19 protein-coding genes and 1 tRNA gene are annotated in these 22,028 nt (G+C 63.4%); 15 read left to right on the forward strand and 5 right to left on the reverse strand.

What is annotated here, in order from left to right:
• Positions 1-129: 129 nt before the first annotated feature.
• The gene (locus NKI35_RS30200; protein ID WP_352742408.1) at positions 130-1,473 is read right to left on the reverse strand and encodes a Ppx/GppA phosphatase family protein; all 1,344 of its coding nucleotides are present in this window, start codon (positions 1,471-1,473) and stop codon (positions 130-132) included.
• Positions 1,474-1,822: 349 nt separating this feature from the next.
• Here NKI35_RS30200 and NKI35_RS30205 point away from each other — a divergent pair, with 349 nt between their 5' ends.
• The 8 genes from NKI35_RS30205 to NKI35_RS30240 all read left to right on the forward strand — a co-directional run bounded on the left by NKI35_RS30205 (position 1,823) and on the right by NKI35_RS30240 (position 11,719).
• Complete coding sequence (locus NKI35_RS30205; RefSeq protein WP_352742410.1) at positions 1,823-2,770, forward strand: lysylphosphatidylglycerol synthase domain-containing protein; 948 nt, start codon at positions 1,823-1,825, stop codon at positions 2,768-2,770.
• A gap of 146 nt (positions 2,771-2,916) precedes the next feature.
• Positions 2,917-2,990, forward strand: a tRNA-Gln gene (locus NKI35_RS30210).
• A gap of 9 nt (positions 2,991-2,999) precedes the next feature.
• The gene (locus tag NKI35_RS30215) at positions 3,000-3,626 is read left to right on the forward strand and encodes a hypothetical protein (RefSeq protein ID WP_031204235.1); all 627 of its coding nucleotides are present in this window, start codon (positions 3,000-3,002) and stop codon (positions 3,624-3,626) included.
• Positions 3,627-4,023: 397 nt separating this feature from the next.
• A complete protein-coding gene (locus NKI35_RS30220; RefSeq protein ID WP_352742412.1) occupies positions 4,024-4,527 on the forward strand; it encodes a hypothetical protein in 504 nt (167 codons plus the stop codon).
• Between the two features lie 291 nt (positions 4,528-4,818).
• The gene (locus NKI35_RS30225) at positions 4,819-8,160 is read left to right on the forward strand and encodes a M10 family metallopeptidase C-terminal domain-containing protein (RefSeq protein ID WP_352742414.1); all 3,342 of its coding nucleotides are present in this window, start codon (positions 4,819-4,821) and stop codon (positions 8,158-8,160) included.
• A 72-nt stretch (positions 8,161-8,232) separates the two neighbouring features.
• Positions 8,233-8,640 (forward strand): hypothetical protein, encoded by a 408-nt coding sequence (locus tag NKI35_RS30230; protein WP_352519302.1) that lies wholly within the window; start codon positions 8,233-8,235, stop codon positions 8,638-8,640.
• Positions 8,641-8,675: 35 nt separating this feature from the next.
• Positions 8,676-10,412 carry a type I secretion system permease/ATPase gene (locus tag NKI35_RS30235; RefSeq protein ID WP_023698050.1) on the forward strand — a complete coding sequence of 579 codons (1,737 nt, stop codon included), beginning with the start codon at positions 8,676-8,678 and terminating at the stop codon, positions 10,410-10,412.
• Positions 10,409-11,719 (forward strand): HlyD family type I secretion periplasmic adaptor subunit, encoded by a 1,311-nt coding sequence (locus tag NKI35_RS30240; RefSeq protein ID WP_023819574.1) that lies wholly within the window; start codon positions 10,409-10,411, stop codon positions 11,717-11,719. The genes NKI35_RS30235 and NKI35_RS30240 overlap by 4 nt, the downstream gene beginning before the upstream one ends.
• 63 nt (positions 11,720-11,782) lie before the next feature.
• Here NKI35_RS30240 and NKI35_RS30245 read toward each other — a convergent pair whose 3' ends face one another.
• From NKI35_RS30245 to NKI35_RS30255, 3 genes are all read right to left on the reverse strand, one after another.
• Entirely contained in the window at positions 11,783-13,216 is a 1,434-nt protein-coding gene (locus tag NKI35_RS30245) for an aldehyde dehydrogenase family protein (protein WP_352543659.1), read from the reverse strand.
• A 122-nt stretch (positions 13,217-13,338) separates the two neighbouring features.
• Positions 13,339-13,722 carry an ACT domain-containing protein gene (locus tag NKI35_RS30250; RefSeq protein WP_023752026.1) on the reverse strand — a complete coding sequence of 128 codons (384 nt, stop codon included), beginning with the start codon at positions 13,720-13,722 and terminating at the stop codon, positions 13,339-13,341.
• A 23-nt stretch (positions 13,723-13,745) separates the two neighbouring features.
• Positions 13,746-14,207, reverse strand: a complete 462-nt coding sequence (locus NKI35_RS30255) for a GNAT family N-acetyltransferase (protein WP_352742417.1) — start codon at positions 14,205-14,207, stop codon at positions 13,746-13,748.
• A gap of 75 nt (positions 14,208-14,282) precedes the next feature.
• On the opposite strand from NKI35_RS30255, the gene NKI35_RS30260 reads away from it, so the two are divergent.
• Positions 14,283-14,534 (forward strand): hypothetical protein, encoded by a 252-nt coding sequence (locus NKI35_RS30260; RefSeq protein ID WP_352742419.1) that lies wholly within the window; start codon positions 14,283-14,285, stop codon positions 14,532-14,534.
• A gap of 75 nt (positions 14,535-14,609) precedes the next feature.
• Positions 14,610-15,644 (forward strand): YeiH family protein, encoded by a 1,035-nt coding sequence (locus tag NKI35_RS30265; RefSeq protein WP_352742427.1) that lies wholly within the window; start codon positions 14,610-14,612, stop codon positions 15,642-15,644.
• Here the strand turns inward: NKI35_RS30265 and msrC are convergent.
• Positions 15,641-16,138 (reverse strand): free L-methionine (R)-S-oxide reductase MsrC, encoded by a 498-nt coding sequence (msrC, locus tag NKI35_RS30270; protein WP_023730524.1) that lies wholly within the window; start codon positions 16,136-16,138, stop codon positions 15,641-15,643. The genes NKI35_RS30265 and msrC overlap by 4 nt on opposite strands.
• Positions 16,139-16,321: 183 nt before the next feature.
• On the opposite strand from msrC, the gene NKI35_RS30275 reads away from it, so the two are divergent.
• The 5 genes from NKI35_RS30275 to NKI35_RS30295 all read left to right on the forward strand — a co-directional run.
• Positions 16,322-17,218, forward strand: coding sequence for a GlxA family transcriptional regulator (locus NKI35_RS30275; protein ID WP_352519331.1), 897 nt, complete (start codon positions 16,322-16,324; stop codon positions 17,216-17,218).
• Positions 17,219-17,542: 324 nt separating this feature from the next.
• On the forward strand, positions 17,543-18,847 hold the full coding sequence (locus NKI35_RS30280; RefSeq protein ID WP_352742421.1) for a M24 family metallopeptidase: 1,305 nt from the start codon (positions 17,543-17,545) through the stop codon (positions 18,845-18,847).
• Positions 18,848-19,229: 382 nt separating this feature from the next.
• Positions 19,230-19,907, forward strand: a complete 678-nt coding sequence (locus tag NKI35_RS30285; RefSeq protein ID WP_023752033.1) for an isochorismatase family protein — start codon at positions 19,230-19,232, stop codon at positions 19,905-19,907.
• Between the two features lie 3 nt (positions 19,908-19,910).
• On the forward strand, positions 19,911-20,897 hold the full coding sequence (locus tag NKI35_RS30290; protein ID WP_352742423.1) for an alpha/beta hydrolase: 987 nt from the start codon (positions 19,911-19,913) through the stop codon (positions 20,895-20,897).
• A 415-nt stretch (positions 20,898-21,312) separates the two neighbouring features.
• Positions 21,313-22,028 (forward strand): ABC transporter substrate-binding protein (locus NKI35_RS30295; RefSeq protein WP_352742425.1); only part of this gene is annotated, 716 nt, incomplete at its 3' end.

Genomic DNA, 22,028 nt, shown 5'->3' on the forward strand with positions numbered 1-22,028 from the left:
CCCTCCGCAGGGCGAGTAACGGCGCGGTTCGGCAAAAGTCCGCCCCTCCCTCTCCCGCGGCGATGGGGGGAGTGGGGTCGAGCGACGCGCCAGGGTGTGGGGGTCGACCGTTCACCAAAGCAATGCGGATCATGCTCGGCCTCGCCCACTGTTGCGCCAGACGCCGTCATCGGCCATCAGCTCGCTCAAAATGCCTTCGCGTAAGCCCCGGTCGGCGACGCGCAGCCGCTCCGACGGCCACACCGCACGGATGGCTTCCAGGATAGCACAGCCGGCCAGCACCAGGTCGGCGCGGTCCGTACCGATGCACGGGTTGGCGCAGCGCTGCTGGAAATCCCAGCCGACCAGTTTTTCGACCATGCGGTCAACGCTGTCGCGGTCCATCCACAGCCCGTCGACGCGGCGCCGGTCGTAGCGTTCGAGGTCGAGATGGACGCCGGCCAGCGTCGTCACCGTGCCGGATGTGCCCAGCAGATGGAATTTCGGGCTGGTCAGCACGTGGCTCAACCGGTCGCGACCATCAAAGGATTTTAGCCGCACCGCGACGTCGTCGACCATGGCGGCAAAGATCTCGCGCGTCACCGTGCGGCCGCCAAAACGCTCGGCCAGCGAGACAACGCCGACCGGAAGCGACGTCCACGACACGATGTGGTTGGCAAGCCGCGGCGAGCGCTGGCCGGTGAGGTCGATCAGCGCGATTTCGGACGAGCCGCCGCCGATGTCGAACAGCACCACGCCTTGCGTGTCGCGCTCGACCAGCGAGCCGCAGCCGGATACAGCAAGCCGCGCCTCGGTCTGGCGGTCGATGATTTCCAACTTCAACCCCGCCTCTCGTTCGACGCGCTGCAGGAATTCGACGCCATTGTCGGCGGTGCGGCAGGCCTCGGTGGCGATCAGCCGGGCTTTCCTGATCTTGCGGTTGCGCAATTTGTCGCCGCAGATCTTCAGCGCCTCGACGGCGCGGTCCATCGCCGCCTGGCTCAGGTGCCCATTCGCCGTCAGCCCCTCGCCCAGCCTGACGATGCGCGAGAAGGCGTCGATGACGCGGAACTGGCCATGGCGCTGCGGCACCGCGACCAAAAGCCGGCAATTGTTGGTGCCGAGATCGAGCGCGGCAAACACCGGCAGTTCCTGCATCGGCGGACGATGCATTGGCTGTTCCGGTCGGGATTGTGGCGCCGAGGGCAAAGGCACCGGCGCTGGAGCGGCCGGGCCGACTGAGGCCGGCGCACTAACCGCTGCGGCGGTTGCGAGAGGGCTGTCGTCGCGCGCAAAAACCTTGCGCCCACGCCGGCGCTTGCGCCGCTTTCTCGCCTTGCCTCGCTGATGCTGGGCTTCGCCGGCCTGTCCGTTACCGGACTGAGGCCCCGCCTGGCGGGGCCGCCCGGCGGATGGGCTTGGCCCGCCTGACGGCGGCGAAGCCCTGGACACGCCCACTTCCGGCGCGCCAGCGCCGGTGTCGTGGTCTTCCACTTCAGTTCCTTCCGGCGCCGCGCGAACCGGAAAACCGGACGCAGCAGGCGCTTCAATCTTTTAAGTTGCCGCCAGAGTAGCAGCGCCGGACCGGATCACCAAGAGCAAGGGCTCAATTTTTGCTGGCTGCGTCCTGCCAGATCCCCGCTGCTTTGCAGCGTCCCGGCGTTCGCTAGCCTTTCATCGTGCCGCTGGCACGACGAATTCGCCGTTGGCGAACCGGCTGCTCACCCTTGCCGGTTGAATAGCCGGCTTCGATGAGGCATTTCTGAAATGAGGGGGAATTGGTGAATCGCGGACGTTTTAACGCCCGCCTGGGCGATGGGCAGCAACGCATGACGACAACTCCATGAATTGGGGGGCCACGAATTGGAAGCGCTATCTGTGGCCGGTCATCGGTGTCGCGGCGGTCATCGGGTCGCTGTTGTTGCTGTGGCATGAGTTGCGCGGCATCTCGATCGACGATGTCTGGGACGGCATATCAGCCATCCCGACGCGCGGCTGGGTGCTGGCGGCGCTGAGCTCGGTGGTCGCCTACGCCTCGCTTGCCGGCTACGACCACATAGCGCTCTTGCATATCGGCAAAAAGGTCTCGTGGCTGTTCGTCACCTTCTGCTCCTTCACCACCTATGCGCTGTCGCACAACATTGGCGGCTCGGTGTTTTCGGGCGCCGTGATCCGCTATCGCGCCTATGGCACCAGGGGGCTGACCGGCCAGGACGTCGGCATTCTGGTGGCGATCTGCTGGATCACCTTCGTGCTCTCCAGCATTCTGGTCGGCGGCCTGGTGCTGGTGTTCGAGCCTGCGATCATCGACCGCTTTTCCGGCGCCCCGCACCACGGCCTGGCGATCGCCGCCGGCATCGCTTTGCTGATCCTGATCAGCGCCTACATCTTCGGCAGCTGGCTGCATCTGAAGCCGCTGAAAATCGCCGGCTTCCAGCTGCACTATCCGGCGCTGCCGATCGTGGCGCGGCAATTGCTGATCGGCCCGATCGAGCTTCTGGCAGCAGCGGCGATCATCTTCTTTGCTCTGCCGGCGGCCGGAAATCCCGGCTATTTTGTCATTCTCGGCGTGTTCCTGGTGTCGTTCTCGGTTGCGCAGATCTCGCACGCGCCGGGCGGGCTCGGCGTGTTCGAGGTCGTGTTCCTCGCGGGCCTGTCTGATATGGACCCGGTCGGCGTGTTGGCGGCACTTCTGGTGTTCCGGCTGTTTTACCTGATCATCCCGCTGCTGATCGCGCTCGGCGTGGTGCTGTTCTTCGAACATTCGCAATACAGCCGGACGGAGAGCTGAGGATCATTGGGTGCGGCGCGCCACCCGGGATAATTGCCCTTATGAAACGCTGTGATTGAAACGCAGCTTAGGCTTGACTATTTTCCGGCGGCGGCTACAAGGCACGCGCGGCTGCTTCGGCGGGCCACCAGCGCGACAGCGCCTGCTGGGGAATAGGTTAACGGTAGACCCACGGACTCTGACTCCGTTAGTCCTGGTTCGAATCCAGGTTCCCCAGCCAAGGCACGTCATGCCCACTGACAGCCAGTACATCCTCGAACGCATCCGCCAGGGATGCGTGGAGTTGTCCGACGATGAGTTCGCCATCGACAGGCTGGCAAAATATGTCGGCAACGGGAGAATCCGCTGGCATGTCGAGTTCCGTGGGCATCGCATCGAGCTGACAACCGGCCAGATCAAGAAGCAGCCTACCTTTCGCAGGAAAATCCTTGAACAGGCTGGCGTTCTGCCGCCGCAGCGTGCCGGGGCCGATTACCGGCGATGGGCACTCGATCTCAGGCGGAATGCCATCGAGCTTCCCTGGCGCGACAGGCCGGTCGATGCCGGTTTTGCCATCGACAGGCTGACCAGCCACGGCGATGGGCGCTGGACGGTGGAATATCAGGGCAAGGCGATAAAATTCACGACGACGAAACTGCGCCGGCAACTCAGTTTCCGCAAACGCATGCTGGCCAAGGCTAAGGTGCTGCCGCCGGAATTGGCCCCGCCTGCCTATCGCAAGTGGATGGACTGGCTCATTCAAAACGCGACTGAGGCTGTGCCGCAGGCCGGCGAAGCCTCGATCACAGAGAAAAGCTGGCTTGACGACCTGCCGGAGCTGGCCGGCTGGGAAGATGAAGCGCCGCCCGAGAATTGATTGGGTTCCAATGATCATGAAATCGGGCGATGCTTCTCCGGAACTGCGCGATTGGGCAGCGGAAGTTCTGGGGATACAGACCGAGATCGAAAGCCTGCCAAAACTGCCTGCAATAACCGCGTGCCAAGCCTGATATCCTCCGGCAGGAGTTTGCCGCCCAGGCCAGCGGCCGGCGCCGCTCATTCAAGAGCTTGCCTGAGGAGGCGCCGGCCAGGCGGGCATTGGGGTACCCGCCGACGTTACATTAGCATTCACGCATAGATTTGGTATGGCGCGAACGCGGAAGGCCGGCTGCCTTCACAGCAGCATTACCGCAATTTTTCCCAAGACCCCGAACCCGCAACGCTGCAAGGGTTGGAACGCCCAGCGTTTCGGCGCGGCTTGCCTGGAGACAATCATGGCGACGTTTCTTTCCGCTCTCGCATCCGAAGGTCCGCCAGCCGACTGGGCGAAAGACATGGACCTGTATGGATGGTTGATCGGCAGTTGGGACATGGAGACGCTCCACCACCGCAACGACGGCACAATTCAGAAATGGGATGGCGAGTGTCACTTTGGTTGGGTGCTCGAAGGCCGCGCCATTCAGGACATCTGGATCAGGCCCAGGCGCCCTGCCCCGTCCACCATGTATGGCACGACCTTGCGCGTCTTCGATCCCGGGATGGGTGGCTGGCACATCATCTGGAGCGATCCGCTCAACCAGGATTACTCGCGCCAGATCGGGCGGGCCGAAGGCAAGGACATCGTCCAGATGGGCGCCGACTCGCGCGGCCTGCAGGCGCGGTGGCGGTTCACCGAGATCACCGCCGCCAGCTTTCACTGGATCGGTGAGGAGAGACGAGCGGAGAGCGACCCCTGGCGCGTGACATATGAACATTTCGCGCGCCGGACGGGATCCTGAAGCACGCCTGTGCATTCAGCCCCTCGTGCCTACGGGCGAGGTACGACCATAGATTAGCGATAGCTCAATTAACACCAAACGAGTATCTCAAAACCCGCCGGTACAAGCGCGCCCAAGAACCTTCATATGTACTGAGCGCGAACAGAGGCTAGACAAGCGAAGATTCCAATAGCATTGTTGCCACTGGGACGGGGCTCGACCGGCAAGCGCAAACGATGCTTGTCGGTGGTTGGCAACAGCTAAACCGTACGGCCGTAATTGCCACGGCTGCGAGACCAAGGAGTCCCAAGGATGCCGAACCCAAGCCAAACCAGCGATCAATGGTGGGTCAACGACCAGACGCCGGACAACCCGTACGGCAAAAGCGAAGATTACGGGGCCTTCCTCACCTACCTTGGAGCGCTGGACCGGTCGATAACGCCGGCGACGGCGGCGGGAACGCTGAGGATCAATGTCTCCGAGCTCAATGACCATCCCGAATACAAGGCCGCCGCGATCGGCGCCTTGCAGATGTGGGCCAGTGTCACCCCTTTGAAGTTCGAAATCGTCGACAATGCACCATACAACAGCGCAACGGACTGGATGCAGGTTGTCAGCCCCGAACTGGGCGAAGAGGACGACGGCAGCGCCTATTCCAATGACCGCTATGTCAGCATCGGCCAGCGTTTCCACGACACCGAGGTCAACAAGACGGATATTGGCGGCTATGTCTTCGATTCCTTCATCCATGAATTCGGTCATGAGTTCGGGCTGAACCACCCCGGGCTCTACAATTACAGCGGCCCCGGCGGCGTACAGATCAATTATCTGAACAATGCGACCTGGACCTACGACCGTCAGCAATACAGCGTCATGTCCTATTTCGACGGGATCGATGTCGGTGAAACCAGCCGCTGGTCGGCGTCAACGCCGATGATGGCCGACATCGAGGCGGTCATCCGCCGCTTTTTCTCCACCGTCGACGAGAACGGCGTGCGCACCTATCAGCATATCGATCTCAACACCGGCGACAACGTCTACGGCTTCGGCAGTGCAGTGGACGGCTACCGGCTGACCTCCTCGGGCATGCAGCACGATATCGGCTTTGTCATCCATGACACCGGCGGAACCGACACGATCGACTTCTCCGGCTCGACGGCCGGTACGATCCTCGATTTGCGCGCCGGACAGTTCTCCAGCGTCAACGGCCACAGCAACAATGTGTCGATCTTTGCCGGGCACAACGCCGACGGCACCGACTATTACATCGAGAACGGCATCGGCAGCAGCTATGACGACGTCCTGATTGGCAATGACGGAGCCAACGTGCTGGATGGCCGCGGCGGCGGCGACCGCATGGCCGGCAATGGCGGCGACGACACCTACTTCGTCGATTCCCTCGACGACATCGTGCGCGAGGAAGCGAATGGCGGGAATGACACGGTCGTTCTGCTGAACCGGAACTTGAATATCCGGAAAATCGCCAACGTCGAACACATCATCTACGCCGACGAGTCGACACTCCAGCCTGGAGACGGCGGCACCGAAACCGCACCGACCATCGGCGACAACACGATGACCAGCGTCATCTTCGGCGACAATGGCAACAATACGCTCGACGGCGGCGCCGGCGACGACACGATCTTCGGCCAGGGCGGCGATGACCTCATCATCGGCGGCCGCGACTCGCTCGCCAGCCGCGACATCAACAACACCATCGATGTCGCCGACCTTCCAGACCAGACCGAGAGCGACGACGGCAATGACACGCTCTATGGCGGCCGCGGCAACGATACGATCCTCGGCGGCCAAGGCAACGACATCCTCGACGGCGGCGACGGCGACGATACGCTGAGCGGCCAGGATGGCGTCGATATATTCAGGGGCGGCGCCGGCGTCGACACGGTCGACTTCAGCAAGGAGAGCCCCTTCCAGCTGCTCGTCAATCTCGAGACGAACGTGGCCAGCGGCGGAACCGCCACGGGCGACACCTTCTACAGCATCGAAAACCTGATCGGCTCCGATGACCGCATCGACCGTTTCATCGGTACGTCGGCGGCAAATCATTTCTGGGGCCGGGGCGGCGGCGACTATTTCAACGGCGGCGGCGGCAACGACATACTGGATGGCGGCAATGACGGCGACATCCTGTACGGTGAAGCCGGCAACGACACGATCATCGGCGGCGCCGGCCAGGACTATCTGGATGGCGGCGCCGGCATTGATACGGTCGTCTACGAAGGCAGTTCCGCCGGCGTGACGATCGACCTCGCCAATGGCACGGCCAATGGCGGCGACGGCGATGGCCCGGTGCAGATCGTCGGGCGCGGCACCGTTATCCGGCACGACATCCTGGTCGGATTCGAAAACGCCGTCGGGTCGTTCTTCGACGACCATCTCATCGGCAACGCCCAGGCCAACAAACTTTCCGGCGGCGCCGGCAACGACACGCTGACCGGCGGTGGCGGCGCCGATATATTGAATGGCGGCGCCGGCAGCGACACGGCGGACTACGCCGACGCGGCCAGCGGGCAAAACCTCAAACTGGGTGGCGGCAAATCCGGCGGCGACACCTATATCTCGATCGAAAATCTGGCTGGCTCGGGCTTCAACGATCACCTGACCGGCGATGGCGCGGCCAATGTGCTGACCGGCCAGGGCGGCGCCGACAAGATCGACGGCGGCGGCGGCGATGACACCCTGCTTGGCGATTTCGCCTATCAGGGCGATGCTCCGCCACGCCCGGGCATGGGCACCGGCTACGCCACGCTCGGACCGGACGCGACCAACAATTCGGTCTCGACCGCCTTCGACATCTCGAACAACTTCTCGCTGACCGCCGACCCCGACATCTTCGATTCGACGACCACCCTTCACACCACCGTCAATGCCACCGGAAACGGCTTGGGCGGATATTACAGCATCAACCTGGCGGCCGGCACGATCATCACCATCGACATCGATGGCATTGCGGACCCCAATGTCCATGACAGCATCGTCAGGGTGCTGGACAGCGATGGCAATATCGTCGCCCAGAACGACGATGGCGGCAACGACCCCGGCTCCAACAACGGCCGCGATTCGAGCACCAGCTTCATCGTTCAGGAAACCGGAACCTACTATATTGTGGAGGGCGAATGGTCGGACTCGGCTCCTGGCGATGGCTGGGTCGAATCCGTGCCGGAGGGCTCGACTTACAAGCTGAACGTGTCGGTCGAATTCCCGCCGGCACCAGCTCAGCCGGGCGTTGCGGGCGCCGATACGCTCAACGGCGGCGGCGGCAGCGACCTTTTGGATGGCGGGCTGGCTGCCGATACGCTGACCGGCGGCGCCGGCGACGACTATTTCCGCTTCTCGACAGAACTCGGGAACGGCAATATCGACTGGATCAAGGACTTCAAGGTCGCCGACGATACGATCCTGCTGGACAACCTCATCTTTGCCAGCGTTGGCGGCGACGGCGCCCTCGCTTTGGGCTCATTCTACAAGAGCGCAGCCGGCGCTGCTCATGATGCCGACGACCGCATCATCTACGACACCGACAGTGGAATATTGTCTTACGACGCCGATGGTTCCGGACAGGGAGCAGCCGTTCAGTTTGCACACCTGAACACAAATCTGGATCTTTCGGCTGCAGACTTCATTGTCATCTAACGCGTTGCCGGGAGGGGTGCCGTCAGGCTCCCCTCCCGCATACCCCAGCGCAGTGAAAAGGGAGAGGACGCGATGACCGACCGCCGCACAGTGTTAATGGCCGCCGGAGTTGCGGCAGTCGCCGCGGCCACCGGGGCGGCGGCAGCGCAATCGCCAGATATTCGCGCAACCAATATTCGCGGCGCCGTCACCTTTGTGGGCGGCAAGGCTATCCCGGAAGGTCATCTCGAGATCTATCTTGAGGATCCCGCCATTCAGGACAGTGGGCGACGCCGCGCCGTCAAAACCAGCCTCAAGAGCGAGGGCGGCTCAAAGACGATAGAATTTTCCTTGCCCCTGCCCGCAAGCTCGACCGCTTCACCAACGCTGCAGGTCGTTGCGCGCCTGGAGCGTGCGGACGGCTGGCTGGTGGCGCGGGGCAGCGCGCAGTTCCAGGCCGGCTTGCCCGTCCATGTCACACTCAAGGCAGTTATCTATTGAAGGGACGAGATGCCATATCCTGATTGCGAGCCTGCATGCAGCTGACGCCATCGACGCCGCTTACGCTGGTCGGAATCCTGGCGTCCTTTCGACGTGCGTTTTCGGGCATCGTCCTGATGAGCGGGGTCGTCAACGTGCTGACCCTGACCGGCTCGTTCTTCATGTTGCAAGTCTATGACCGCGTCGTTCCGGGTCGCAGCGTGCCGACGCTGGTCGGCCTGGCGGTGCTTGCGGGAACATTGTTCGTGTTTCAGGGAGTGCTGGAGCTGATCCGCTCTCGCCTCATGGTGCGGCTGGGACAGGGGCTGGACGCAAAGCTGAGCCCGTCGGTCTATTCGGCGCTGATGCGCCTGCCGCTGCGCGCCAAGCCTTCCGGCGACGGGCTGCAACCCCTACGGGATCTCGATCAGGTCCGCTCCTTTATCGGCAGTGCCGGACCGACCGCTTTGTTCGACCTGCCATGGATGCCGCTCTATATCGGCATCTGTTTCATTTTTCATTTCTGGATCGGCGTTACCGCGCTTGCCGGCGCCGTTGTCCTGTTTGCACTGACGCTTCTGGCCGAATTCCGGACCCGCGGCCCGACAAGGATCGCCGGACAGCACGCGGCCGTCCGCAGCACGTTGGCCGAGGCGACAAGGCGCAATGCCGAAGCCATGCAGGCCATGGGTTTTGGCGGGCGTATCGCCGAGCGGTGGTCTGCCGTCAATGCCGAGTACCTGAACGCCCATGCGGCAGCCAGCGATGTCGCGGGAACGCTTGGCACGATTTCCAAGATCCTGCGGTTGATGCTGCAATCGGCAATGCTGGCGATCGGCGCTTATCTGGTCATCCAGCAAGAGGCGACCGGCGGCATCATGATCGCAAGCTCGATCATGATGGGCAGGGCGCTGGCTCCGATCGAACTGGCGATAGCGCATTGGAAGGGTTTCATTTCAGCGCGGCAAAGCTGGGCACGCCTGAAGCAGCTTCTGTCCGCGCTGCCGGAAGGCGCAACCGGCGTGACCCTGCCCGCGCCTGTCAGCGCGCTGGCGGTCGAGAATGTCAGTGTCGCGCCGCCGGGCGAACGCACGCCGGTGGTGTGGGATGCAAGTTTTTCACTGGCCAGGGGAGCGGGCCTGGGGGTCATCGGCCCGAGTGCTTCCGGCAAATCATCGCTGGTGCGTACGCTTGCAGGTGTCTGGCTTCCGGCGCGCGGCGCCGTGCGGCTGGACGGCGCGACGCTTGACCAGTGGCCGGCCGACGAGCTGGGTAAACATATCGGCTATCTGCCGCAGGATGTGCAGTTGTTCGACGGCACGATTGCGCAGAACATCGCCCGCTTCGACCCGGACGCGTCGTCCGACATGGTGCTTGCGGCAGCCAAGGCCGCCGGCGTGCATGATCTCGTCGTGCATCTGGCCGACGGTTACGACACAAAGGTTGGCGAAGCCGGCGCCTCGCTGTCGGCGGGGCAACGGCAGCGTGTCGCCCTTGCCCGCTCTCTTTATGGCGATCCCTTCCTGGTCATCCTGGACGAGCCGAATTCCAATCTCGACTCAGAGGGTGAAGTGGCCTTGTCCGCCGCCATCCAGGGCATCAGGGACCGCGGCGGCATCGTTATCGTCGTCGCGCACCGATCCAGTGTGCTGGCCAACGTCGACACCGTGCTGGTGATGGCCAATGGCCATGTGCAGGCCTTCGGCCCGAAGGATGAGGTGCTGAACAAGGTCTTCCGATCGGCGGCACCGCTCAAGGTCGTTGCCGCCACGGAGAGAGGCGTTCCTGCATGAGCGAGGACAGATCCGCTTTGCATCATCGGCAGGTCCGCCGCTATCTCGTGGCTGGCGTTGCTACCTGTCTGCTGCTTGTCGGAGGTGTTGGAGGCCTGGCGGCAGTGACCAAGATGTCGGGTGCGGTGATCGCAGCTGGCCGGCTGGTGGTCGATTCCAATGTAAAGAAGGTTCAGCATCCGACGGGCGGCGTGGTCGGCGAGATCAGGGTGCGTGAAGGCGACCGGGTCAAGGCGGGCGATATTCTGGTGCGGCTGGATGAAACGACAACACGCGCCAATCTGGCGATCGTCTCAAAAGGTCTGGATGAGTTTTATGCACGGTTGGCGCGCCTGGAGGCGGAGCGTGACGGCAAGGACACGATCAGCTTTCCGGAGGTTTTGACATCGCGGCGCGACGAAGCCGGTGTCGCCGCATCGATGGCCGGAGAACAATCGCTGTTCGATTTCCGGCACCAGGCGCGGTCTGGCCAGCGATCGCAATTGCGCGAACGGATCGCGCAGTTGACGCAGGAGAGTGCCGGCCTGACCGAGCAGCTGCAGGCGAAACGCCGCGAGATCGAGCTGATCCAGATCGAGCTGGAAGGCGTGCGGTCGCTCTGGCATCGCAAGCTGATAGGAATCGACCGCATGACGTCGCTGGAACGGGACGCGGTGCGGCTCGAAGGCGAGCATGGCCAGTTGACCGCGGGAATTGCCCAGGTGAAAGGCAAGGCGTCCGAGATCGAACTGCAGATCATCCAGATCGACCAGGACCTTCGCAGCGAGGTCGCGACCGATTTACGCGATACCCAGGGAAAGATCTCCGAGTTCGTCGAACGCAAGGTAGCGGCCGAGGACCAGTTGAAGCGCATCGATCTGCGCAGCCCGCAGGATGGCGTGGTGCTGCAGTTGGCGGTGCATACGATCGGCGGGGTCATCACCCCCGGCGAACAGGTGATGCAGATCGTACCGGTGACGGACGACCTGACCGTTGAAGCGCATATCGCACCGCAGGATATCGACCAGGTGACGATGGGCCAGAATGCGATTTTGCGCCTGTCGGCCTTCAATCGGCAAACCACGCCGGAGCTGACCGGGACGCTGTCGCGGATCTCGGCGGATCTCACCATCGAAGAGCGCACCGGAGCAGCCTTCTATGTGGCGCGGGTGACGCTGCCCAAAACGGAGGTCGCCAAGCTGCGCGGGCTGGCGCTGGCGCCGGGCATGCCGGCCGAGGTGTTCTTCCCGACGGGCGACCGGACGATGCTTTCCTATCTGGTGAAGCCGCTGTCGGATCAGATCCAGAAAGCTTTCCGGGAAGAGTGAAGCCGCACGTTTGAGAGCTGAAGCCTCGGGACCGGCTGGTTGCCGGTCCCCAAGGGGTAGCCCCTACTCCGCCGCCTCGTAGCCGGCGATGCCCTTGATCTCGAGGAAATCCTCGAGGCCGTATTCGGCGTATTCGCGACCGTTGCCGGATTGCTTGTAGCCGCCGAAGGGCAGGCCGGCGTCCCATTGGGGATAGTTGATGTAGACGTTGCCGGTGCGCATGCGGGCGGCGACTTCGCGGGCCTTCTGAATGTCCTTGGCCTGAATGTAGGAGGCCAGGCCATAGACGGTGTCGTTGGCGGTGCCGATCGCCTCTTCCACTGTGTCGTAAGGCATGATCGCCAGCACCGGTCCGAAGATTTCCTCGCGTGCGATGCGCATGTCGGGCGTGACATCGCCGAACACGGTCGGGCGGACATAGTAGCCGCGGTTGAGTTCGGCCGGACGGCCGGGGCCACCGGCAACGAGCGTCGCGCCTTCATCTATGCCGGCCTGGATCAGGTCCTGGATCTTGTCGAACTGGATCTGGCTGACCACCGGGCCGAGCTTGGTACCGGCCGCATCGGCCGGGCCGACGGTCAATTTTTCGGCCGCCGTCTTGGCGTAGCCGGTCGCCTCGTCGTGGCGGTCGCGCGGCACGAACATGCGGGTCGGCGCGTTGCAGGACTGGCCCGAGTTGCTGAAGCAGCCGGCGACGCCCTTGCTGACGGCCTTTTCAAGATCGACATCGGGAAACAGGATGTTGGCCGACTTGCCGCCAAGCTCCTGATGCACGCGCTTGACCGTGTCGGCGGCCGCCTTGGCGACCAGGATGCCGGCGCGAGTCGAACCGGTGAACGACATCATGTCGACATCGGGATGGCTGGACAGCGCCTGGCCGACGCCCGGGCCGACGCCATTGACGAGGTTGAAGACGCCCTTGGGAACGCCGGCCTCGTCGATGATTTCGGCAAAGATGATGGCGTCGAGCGGCGCGATTTCCGAGGGCTTCAGCACCATGGTGCAGCCGGCGGCGAGCGCAGGACCGACCTTGCAGGTGATCTGGTTCAGCGGCCAGTTCCACGGCGTGATCAGGCCGACGACCCCGATCGGCTCCTTGACGATCAGCGACGAGCCCTTGACGTGGCGGAATTCGAACGACTTCAGCACCTCGGCAATCTTCCGCAGATGTGCCAGGCCGATGCCGACCTGGCTGTCGAGTGCCATCTGGCGCGGCGCGCCCATCTCGCGCGATACGGCCAGCGCCAGATCGGCGCTGCGCTTCTTGTAGACCTCGATTATGCGGTTGAGGATATCGAGGCGCTCCTCGACCGAAGTGAAGCCGAATGTCTCGAAGGCGCGCTTGGCGGCCGCAACCGCCTTGTCGACATCGGCCTTTGAGCCGAGCGAAATCTGCGCGAAAGCATCTTCGTTTGACGGGTCGATGACGTCGAGTGTGCTGGGCACGACAGGATCGACCCACACGCCGTCGATATAGAACTGCAGATTGTGTGACATGGGCTTCTCCTCGGGGGATTTCTGAATTGATGGGGGGCGATCGCCAGATCGTCGTATCGGTTCAGGGATAACGATGGGGCAAGAGCGATGTCAAACGCAAGGGCGGGCGATTGAGCCGACGGCTACAGAAGCGTGTGCCCCGCCGCGACCAGAAGCCCCCTTGCCGCGGCTTCATCCTTGGCTTTGACGAGCAGATGGTCACCATCGAAGGTGGATACCAGAAAAATGCCGAGTTCGTTTTCCGACAATGGTTTTATCACCGACAGCACGATGCCTGTTTCGTCGAAGGCAAAAGGACCTTGGAGTTTCAGGGCGACCCAGTCCCTGTCATGCTTCACCCCGTCCGGCACCCGATCCTGCAGGCAGACGACCGAAAGCTCGTCCTCTGTCCTGGTGATGCTGACGAAGCCCGGTCCTTCGGCCCAGCCGGGAATGCTCTCTTTTGCTTCGAGGCGCGAAACCGCATACCGCCCCGAGAGCGGCTTCAACCGGACCCTGACTGCCATCCGATCCTCCCTGTTATCGGCCATCACCCCAGTTTCTTGCTCATATAGACCGTCATGCCGTTCATGAACGGCTCCTCCCGGTCGATCGTATAGCCATGCCGTTTGTACAACAACACATTGGCCATGAAGGCGCCATTGGTCAGCAGGCGCAGCTCGAAGCAGCCGGCCTCCAGCGCCTTCTGCTCCGCCCGTTCCAGCAACAGCCGGCCGATTCCCCTGCCCTGCGCCACTGGCGCGACGCAGACATTCTCGATCCAGAGATGATCCTCGGCCAGCATGGTCTCGATCATGCCGACGATGCGGCCATTTTCGATGGCGAGATCGAACGGATGTTCGGCGACCGCCTTGTCATAGTCGGCGCGCATCGGCAGCGGCTCGCGGCCGATCAGAGGCACCCATTTGGCATAGGCGGCACGCACAATGTCCCGGATGGCAGCAGCGTCCGCCGGTTGGGCCGGCCGAAACAGGATGGAAGAATTGGACATGGCAAAGGCTCCAGACATGAAAACCCCGCCGGCAGACATCGCGGGCGGGGCTGGAACGAACGAACCGGAATTTTATTGGGCCGGTCCTTTTCGTCGCGCAAACAGCTTGCCGCGCTGCGTGGTGCAGGAACGGCGTCGCTTGGCGATGGCGAACGAGAAAACGAACATGACGCCACGCTGGAGTGCAAGACGCAGAGCGTCAAGCTGCATAACCGAGCCAGTCATTACGTTTGCATGGCACAGGCAAGATTGAAGGCATGCCGACTGTTCGCAAAAATCGATCATTCCAACAAGAACAATTCGTTGGAAAGATCGATTCTGGAATGACATTCTCCTGAGGTACTTGCCTGGAGAATTGCATTGTCTTCCGCCGTCCAGCTAGCGAACGATATTCCGATCAGCATGATTTCCGCCGACTTGGCCGTGGGCCGGAAGCGGCTCGATTCCGTGTGGAATGGCGTCATCCCCGGGATCGTGCTGGTGGCGATGATCACGGGGGTGGCCTTCTCGGCCCATAATGTCTCCGGCTTCGCGCTGTTCAGCCCGATGATCCTCGCCGTCGTCGCCGGCATGATCTATTCCAACGTGCTCGGCACCCCCGCCCACGCCAAGGCCGGCATTGCATTCTCGCAGAAGCGCCTGCTGCGCTTTGCCATCGTGCTGCTCGGCTTTCAGCTGACGCTCGGCCAGGTCGTCTCCATCGGCGCCGGCGGCGTCGGCATCGTGGCGCTGACCCTTGGAGCGACCTTCGTCTTCACCATTACGCTTGGCCGGCTGATCGGCGTCGACGCCAAGCTGGCGCAGCTGATTGCCGCCGGCACCTCGATCTGCGGCGCCTCGGCGATCGTCGCCACCAACATCGTCACCGATGCGCGTGACGAGGATGTCACCTACGCCGTCGCCTCGATCACGCTGTTCGGCACCGTCTCCATGCTCGGCTTCCCGCTGCTGGCGCCGGTGCTCGGCCTCGACCAGCACGCATTCGGCCTGTGGGCCGGCGCCTCGATCCACGAGGTGGCGCAGGTCATCGGCGCCGGCTTCCAGAACGGCGCCCAGTCCGGCGAAATCGCCACCGTCGCCAAGCTTACCCGCGTCGCCATGCTGGCGCCGATGGTCGTCGCACTCGGCCTGATGGCGCGCCGCAAGAGCAATGGCGATCGCCCAAGCGACCAATCCGCTGCGCGGCCGCCGATGCCGTGGTTCGTCGCCGCTTTCATTGCCGTCGTGGCGCTGAACAGCCTGGTCGCCGTGCCGGCCGAAGTGAAGTCGGCCATGGCGTTCGCCACCACCATCATGCTGACCATGGGGCTCGCCGCCATGGGTCTGCAGGCCAACATTTCGCAGCTGCGCTCGCGCGGCCTTCGCCCGCTGGCGCTCGCCTCCTGCGCCTTCCTGTTCATCGGCTGCTTCAGCCTGATGCTGGTGAAGTTCGCTTAGTCCTCGAACGAACTCGCCGCGACATAGATCGCGGCAAGCGCCTCGATGCCGGCCTGGTCGTCCTTGTCGAAGCGGCCGGGCGTCGGGCTGTCGAGATCGATCAGGCCGAAGACGCCGTCACTGTCCCTCAGCAGCACGACGAGTTCCGAGCGCGAGTCGGCGTCGCAGGCGATGTGGCCGGCAAACTCGTGCACATCCTTGACCAGCATCGACATTTCGAGATCGATGGCGGTGCCGCACACGCCCTTGCCGACCGCGATGCGCACGCAGGCCGGCTTGCCCTGGAACGGTCCGAGCACCAGCTCCTCGTCGGAGGCCAGGAAATAGAAGCCGGCCCAGTTGAGATCGGGCACCATCTGGAAGATCAGCGCCGATGTGTTGGCGGCGTTGGCGACGGAGTCGCTCTCGCCTTCCAGCAGCGCCTTCAACTGGGTGGCCAGTTCGCGGTAGAAGGCCGGCTTGTCGGTGCTGTCGATGGTCTGGGCCGCAAACATGGCGTCGTCTCCATTGCCGGCGGGCCAAAAAGCCCGTTACATTTCCTGTCTGCCACCAATGACGCTCCCAGGAAATACACAATTGTGAATACCGACCGTGCCAGCCAAACACACGACCGGGCGCAACCCGCAGCGAGCGAAGGTCCCCTCACCTTCGCTGTGCTGGTCTTTCCCGGCTTTCCGATGATGGCGTTCAGTTCGGTGATCGAGCCGCTGCGCGCCGCCAATGTGCTGGCCAAGCGCGATTGTTACCGCTGGGTGATCGTCGGCGCCGACCAGGGCACGGTCGAGGCGTCCAATGGGGTTGTCATACAACCGGGATTCTCAGCCTCGAGCGCACCGAAGGTCGACCGCATCGTCGTCTGCTCCGGCGGCAATGCGGACTTGCTTGTCGCGGACGATGCGGTTGCCTGGATCCGCAGGAGCCTGCGCGCCGGCGCCCATATCGGCGCGGTGGCCGACGCCGCCTTCTTCCTCGCCAGGGCCGGCTTGCTCGACGGCCATGCTTGCACCTTGCACTGGACCAGCCAGGCGGCCTTCACGGAGGCCTTCCCGGATATCGAGCTTCGGCGCGATCTCTATGTCATCGACCGCAAACGCTTCACCTCGGCCGGTGGCGTCGGCAGCCTCGACATGATGCTGGAGATCATCACCAACGATTATGGCGGCGAGCTCGCGGCGGGCGTTGCCGAATGGTTCGTGCACAGCCCCTTGCGTTCGAGCGTCGACCGCAAGCTGATGCCGCTCAGGCTGCGCACCGGCGTCCAGAACGAACTGGTGCTGTCGGCCATCGCCATCATGGAGGATGCGGTGGAAGAGCGGCTTGGCATGACGGAGCTGGCGGCAAGGCTCGGTGTCTCCTCCGACAAGCTGGAGCGCAATTTCCGCACCGAGCTCAGCATTTCGCCCAACGGCTATTACCGGCGCCTCAGGCTACGGCGCGCCGCCGACCTGTTGGCCCATTCGACGCTGATGGTGCGAGACGTGGCGCTGGCCTGCGGCTTCGCGTCCATGTCAAGTTTTGCCCGAGCGTTTCGCGAGGAGCATGGGCACGCGCCGAAGGCGATGCGGCGGCATTAGAGGGCGCTGCGCGCTAACGCGGTGAGATGCTGGCGGGACAGCGCCCCCCTCTGTCCTGCCGGACATCTCCCCCACACGGGGGGAGATCAGATGTCGCCTCGGCTTTCGCCAATCACCAACGTTGCAGGGCGAGCGGGACGCGAAAGCTGCTAATCTCCCTCCTTGTGGGGGAGATGTCCGGCAGGACAGAGGGGGGCGCGAAGGATCGCAACATTGCCCTTTGTATCCATGCCCTTCTTGCGGCATTTCGCACGACATCTGCGGATTCTCGCACAGACATTTTTCGGCGCATGGCTATGGTCTAGCCCTTCAGGAGGCGCACCCATGAGCATCGTCGTTTTCGACCCGGACAGCACCGAGGATGTGGATTTCAAGGACCGCATGCGCCACCCGGTCGCGGCCGACTCCGCCGGCGGCATGTGGCTGTCGGATACCGAGCCGTCCTTCATCGATGCCGACGCCTTGCGCAAAGGGCGGCTGGCGAAACTGCGCGGCTGGATGCGCGAGGCGGGCTATGGCGGCGTCGTTTTGTTCGACCCCTACAACCAGCGCTATGCCACCGGCTCGCGCAACATGTTCGGCTATTTCCTGCGCAACTCGACGCGGTATTTCTTCATCCCGACCGACGGGCCGATCGTGCTGTTCGAATACCCGCAGAGCTACCATGTCTCGATGGTGCTCGACACGATCGACGAGGCGCGCCCGTCCAAGCTGGTATGGTCTTCGGTGTCGGGCCGCGACGACGAAACCGCCGGCCCCTTCGCCGACGAGATCGCCGAGCTTTTGACGAAGCACGGCGGCGGCTCGATGAAGCTCGGGTTGGATCGCTGCAGCCATTTGCAGGCGCTGGCGCTGGAAAAGCGCGGCTGCGAGGTCAAGGATTGCCAGGGCGAGATTTTGGCGGTGCGCGCGGTCAAGACGCCTGAGGAGGTCAAATGCCTGCAGGTGTCGATGGCCGGCGCGGAAGCCGCTGTTTATGCCGTGCGCGAGGCGATAAAACCCGGCGTCTCCGAAAACGAGCTGTTCGCCATCATGTATGGCGAGGTGATCCGCCAGGGCGGCGAGTTCATCGAGACGCGGCTCCTCACCTCGGGACAGCGCACCAATCCGTGGTTCAACGAGGCCAGCGGCCGCAAGATCCGGCCGGGCGAGCTTCTGGCGCTCGATACCGATACGATCGGCTGCTATGGCTATTATTCCGATTTTTCGCGCACCTTCCGCTGCGGGCCGGGCAAGCCGACCGGCTATCAGAAATCGCTCTACCGCATGGCGCACGACCAGGTTCAGCACAACATTTCGATCGTCAGGCCGGGCATGGCGTTTCGCGAAATCGCCGAAAAGGCGTGGAAAATCCCGGACCGTTTCGTCGACCAGCGCTATACCTCGGTGATGCACGGCGTCGGCATGCATGGCGAGACGCCGTTCATTGCGCACGCCATGGACTATGAAACCTATGGCCGCGACGGCATTATCGTGCCCGGCATGGTGGTGAGCGTGGAAAGCTATATCGGCGAGAAAGGCGGCCGCGAGGGCGTCAAGCTGGAGGACGAGATCCTGATCACCGACACCGGCACCGAGCTTCTGTCGCGCTTTCCCTACGAGGATGAGTTTCTGGAGAAGCAGGTTTGATGGTCGTTTCGCATCCCTTGGCAACCAGCGCGAACGCCAATCCCGTCGTCATCCTAGGGCGAAGCAAGGAGCGCAGCGACGCGGCGCAGACCCTAGGATCCATGCCGGGACTCATCCGCGCCGCAACGGTGCAAGTTCTGCTCCGCCGCATTCCTTGGCCAATGTCACGGCATGGACTCCAGAGCGCCGCAACAGTGCAGATCCTGCACAGTTGCACTCCACGGTCGACGTCACGGAATGGATCCCAGGGTCTCCGCGACGCCGCTGCGCGGCTGCTTCGCCCTGGGATGACGAAGTTCGGAGGACGCCGACCAATCTCCATCGCTTGCGCTGCCCTTGCGAGAAGAGCGGCGGCGTTGGTCGCGAACCAAGGCCTATCCGCATGAAAAGCCCCATCTCGATCAAACGCGGCACGGTCGCCGCGGCGTTCATCGACCTCCAGGAAGAGCATCGGCAGGACAAGCGCTATCTGGTCGAAGGTTTTGGCGAGGTGCTGGCCAACGTCCAGCGCCTGCAGGCGGCGGCGCGGCGCAACTTCGTGCCGCTCTATCACTGGGCCTATGTCGTCGATACCGCCAAGGCGCGTCCGTTCCATCCGCTCGACGCCGACGGCAAGTCTGCCTTTTCCGACAAGACCGATCCGCTGACCGAGATTTGCCATGAGGTGGCGCCCGCGGCCGGCGAGACGATGCTGGTCAAGACGCAGGCCAGCGCCTTCGGCGCCGGGCCTGCCGCAACCGAATTCAAGGCGCGCGGCATCGAATGGCTGATCGTCGCCGGCGTCTGGACCGAGGCCTGTATCGACGCCACCGTGAAGGACGCGGTCGCATCCGGCTTTCGCGTGCTTCTGGTCAAGGATGCCTGCGGCAGCGGCAGTGCCGCCATGCACCAGACCGCCATCCTCAACCTTGCCAACCGGCTCTATGGCGGCGCCGTCACCAACACGATAGACGCGTGCCGGCTGATGGCGGGCGACACTGTCAGCGCATGGCGGGTCGAGGGCTCGGTGCCGCTGCGCTTCACCTTTGAAAACGCCGAACGTCTCTACGGCGAGCTCTGAGAGATGGGCACGGTCCACAAGCTCAAGACCACCAGGCGGGGGAAATACGCCACCCTGCTCGATCCGGCGCTGTGGGAGTATATCGACCTGGTCAATGACTGGTTCCCGCCAGAAATCGCCGAACTTCCGATCGCCGAGCAAAGGTCGGTCTATGATGCGATGTGCCGCGCCTTCCATCAGGGTTATCCCAAAGGGGTTTCGGCCAGCGACGGCATCATCGCCGCCGATGAGGGACACGCCATCCCGATCCGCTACTACCGGATGGCGGGCAAGCCCGTGCGCGCCGTCATCCTCTACTATCATGGCGGCGGCTTTGTGCTTGGCGGGCTCGACAGCCATGACGACATCTGCGCCGAGATCTGCGCCGGCACCGGTTTCGACGTCGTCTCGGCCGACTACCGGTTGGCGCCGGAGCATCCGCACCCGGCCGCCTTCGACGACGCGCTGACCGTGTTCGAATGGGCGGCGGTGACAACGGACCTGCCGATCGTGCTTGTCGGCGAAAGCGCCGGCGGCAACCTTGCCGCCGCGGTCGCGCACGCCTCGCGCCGCCACCTGCGCCGGGCGGTCGGCCAGGTGCTGATCTATCCCGACCTTGGCGGCGACGAGAGTGCCGGCTCCTATGTCGAACATGCCGAGGCACCGCTGTTGACACTGCGCGACATCGCGTTCTACCGCACCATTCGCGCTGCCCCGGCACAGTCGCCCGACGACCCGACTTTTTCGCCGCTGAGCGACAATGACTTCTCCGGCCTGCCGCCGACTGTCATCATCACCGCCCAATGCGATCCGCTGTCATCGGACGGCGAGACCTATCGCGACCGCATTGTTGCCGCCGGCGGCCGCGCCTGGTGGTATGAGGAGCCGCGGCTGGTGCACAGTTTTCTGCGCGCCCGCAAAAGTGTTCAGCGCGCCGGCGAGGCGTTCGTGTGCACGCTTGCAGCCATCGCCGCCGTCGCCGTGCTCGGCAAGAACGACTGGCCATATTGAGGCGGCGAAGCGCTGATCTCCCCCTGGTGGGGGTTGAGGAGTGGTCCGCGTAGCGGATGGAAAGCCAATTGCTTGGCTTTCCGAACGACGAAAGCCGGCAGGCCAGGGGGGGCGCGAAGGATCGCGGCCCTTCAATATCCTAAATCAACGCAACGATTATCTGCGATGATACTCCAGTCGGCAGACGGGATGGCGGGACAGCGCCCCCCTCTGTCCTGCCGGACATCTCCCCCACAACAAGGGGGAGATTGGCCATCTACCACTGCGGAGCAGTGCACAAGAATTGCGGAAAAGCGAACATTTCCCGGTGTCCGCCCGCTTTATCATCACCTGCTCAGGCAACGGCGCCTCGGCGATCGCATCCGCCCCCAGCGGAAGCGGACCGTCGGGGCGCCCAACAAAAAAGGGAACGACGATGAAATTCATGCTGACCGACCGTAATTTGCACCCGCAGGCGAAGCCCGTTGCCGATGATTTCAGGAAGGGCGGTGTCAACCGCCGCGAATATCTCGCCATCATGGCCGGCTTTGGCGTCAGTGCCGCCGGCGCGCTGGCGCTGGGCGGCCTTTCCCCTTCGCCTGCCCGGGCCGAAGAGCCGAAACGCGGCGGCACCTTGCGCGTCGCCATGAACGTCAAGGGCTTCAAGGATCCACGTACTTTCGACGGCGTCGAAATGTCCAATGTAGCGCGCCATTGCAACGAATATCTGGTGCGCTGGAACCGCGACTTCACCTTCGAGCCGTGGCTGCTCGAAAGCTGGGAAACCAGCGACGACGCCAGGACGCTGACGCTTCATGTGCGCAAGGGCATCGCCTGGTCGAATGGCGACGCCTTCAACGCCGATGACGTCATCCACAATCTCAACCGCTGGTGCGACGCTTCCGTCCCCGGCAATTCGGTCGCCGCGCGCATGGGCGCGCTGGTCAATGCCGACACCAAGAAGCCGGTCGATGGCGGCATCGAGAAGGTCGACGATTTCACCGTAAAGCTCAATCTGCCGAAACCCGACATTTCGCTGATCGCCGGCATGGCCGACTATCCCGCGCTGATCATGCATCGCTCCTATGAGGGCGGCGACGACCCGATGAAGGCGCTGGCGATCACCACCGGCCCTTGCGAACTGGTCAGCTG

The sequence above is a fragment of the Mesorhizobium sp. M0676 genome (assembly GCF_040320535.1).
Classification (GTDB): Bacteria; Pseudomonadota; Alphaproteobacteria; order Rhizobiales; family Rhizobiaceae; genus Mesorhizobium.